Source organism: Clostridium sp. ATCC 25772 (genome assembly GCF_001573875.1).
GTDB classification, from domain to species: domain Bacteria; phylum Bacillota; class Clostridia; order Clostridiales; family Clostridiaceae; genus Clostridium_J; species Clostridium_J senegalense.
Map to the genome: position 1 here is coordinate 1 of NZ_LFRG01000106.1, position 1,785 is coordinate 1,785.

Here is a 1,785-nt window from a genome sequence, read left to right on the forward strand (position 1 = left end):
TTCTCTCTTTTTAATTGAAATACTCAATTATGCTTCTATTATCTTTAAATTTTATATGAGTTTAATGTGCGAAGGTTTAAACTTCTAAGTTAAAAGTGGTAAATCACCTTTGGCTATAATATTTTAGGTATTAGAAATAGACCCTACAGTTGCAGTGGCATTTTTTTCCTGTATGTCACCCTGCTTTTTCCTTAGTAACTATAGCTAATTACATTCTCATGTCTCACTGGATCTATGTCCTAAATTCCTTCGTACCTTATCTCTATAGCTGGAATATGACTGATGTTCTTAAACTGGGTCTTCGCCCTAAAATTATGGTTCTAGTCATTATCTGGGTTGATTTTTTACTTAAAAGTTTATTTATATTACTCATTAAAATTTAATATATTTAGTTAATTCCTATCTATTATTTAAAACTTAAGCTACCTCTACATAATTACATTGAAATGCAACCTCCGGTATATAAGCTTGATTATTTTTTGCCATACCAAATAGTACTCTTAATAATTTACAACTTAGGGCTATCATAGATTGCATTGGTTTTAACGGGTTATCTTTTCTTGTTTTAAAATGGTTATGAAGTCTTTTAAATTCATCATTATTTTTGATTAAAGGCAACATAACCCTAAATAGGTATGCTCTTATCATTGAATTGCCTCTCTTTGAAATAGTTGTTTTACCCTTATGCTTTCCTGATTCATTTACCCTTAAATTTAAGCCACAATATGATATAAGTTGCTTTGGACTATTAAACTTATCAAAACTTCCTATCTGCGATAGTAGATTGGCCGTACTAATAGCACTTATTCCTTTAATATCCATCATTCTACCCGCCATATCATCTTCTAACATTAATTCATATATTTCATTATCAATTTCTTCAATACTGTGTAGTAAACTTTGTAAAAGTTCGAAATTAGTTCTGAAATGAAATTTTTTTCCTATAGTAGGTTTAATTCCAATACTCTCACTTGCCACAGCTTTTATTTTAGCTAGTTTACTTAAACTTATACATGTTTTTGATTTACTTTTAATTTTATTGTATAAGCTTTGTAAATCAGTATTTATTATGTCCTGCGGACAAAAGATAGTATCTAAAAATACCATAGAACTCTTTTTAAAATAATCCTTAAATAGTTTATTGTATTCTGGAAAAACCTCGTCAAGAATACTGGTTAGAATGTTTTTTATACTGAGTATTTTAGATAATAAATCTTCTCTTGCTGTATTTAAATCTTTAATATTTTGTTCTCGTTCATTTAATTCAAGTCTCTTATTAAAACCTTTTAGTGTTGCTGTTTTAGCAATAGCTAAACTATCTACAATATCAGATTTAACTGTTCCAAAGAACAAACTTCTAACATTAATAACATCTTTAACATCAACCAGTACGCACTCAAGTGATGAATCTAAGCTTTTTAATCCTTCATAAACATTTTTCCAATAGATGCCGGTAGGCTCCATTGCAACTAAAACCTTAGTTTTTTTATATTGTAACTTTAAGGTATTAATCCTCATAATCAGCTGGTTTAATCCAAAGATATCTCTTTGAAATACAATTTTTTTACCTATTTCATTTCCTTCGGAATCAGTTATTCTAGCATACTGATTTATTTTTCCAATATCTATACCTACTATTAAATATGAATTATCAATTTTACTTTTTCTCATTTTACTGTTACAATTATTATGCATTATGCATGCACCTCCTATTATGTTTGATTAACAACTTCATAATACAAGGAGGTGCATTTTTTTGCAAACTCCGTTTTAAATAATAAACAG

Annotated in this window: 1 protein-coding gene; it reads right to left on the bottom strand. The window is 28.2% G+C overall.

The genetic code is table 11. The annotated features are described in order from the left end of the window. Positions 1-417: 417 nt before the first annotated feature. Positions 418-1,695: an IS110 family transposase gene (locus tag AZI32_RS16955; RefSeq protein ID WP_061997132.1), complete on the bottom strand. Its 1,278-nt coding sequence runs from the start codon at positions 1,693-1,695 to the stop codon at positions 418-420. Positions 1,696-1,785: the final 90 nt, after the last annotated feature.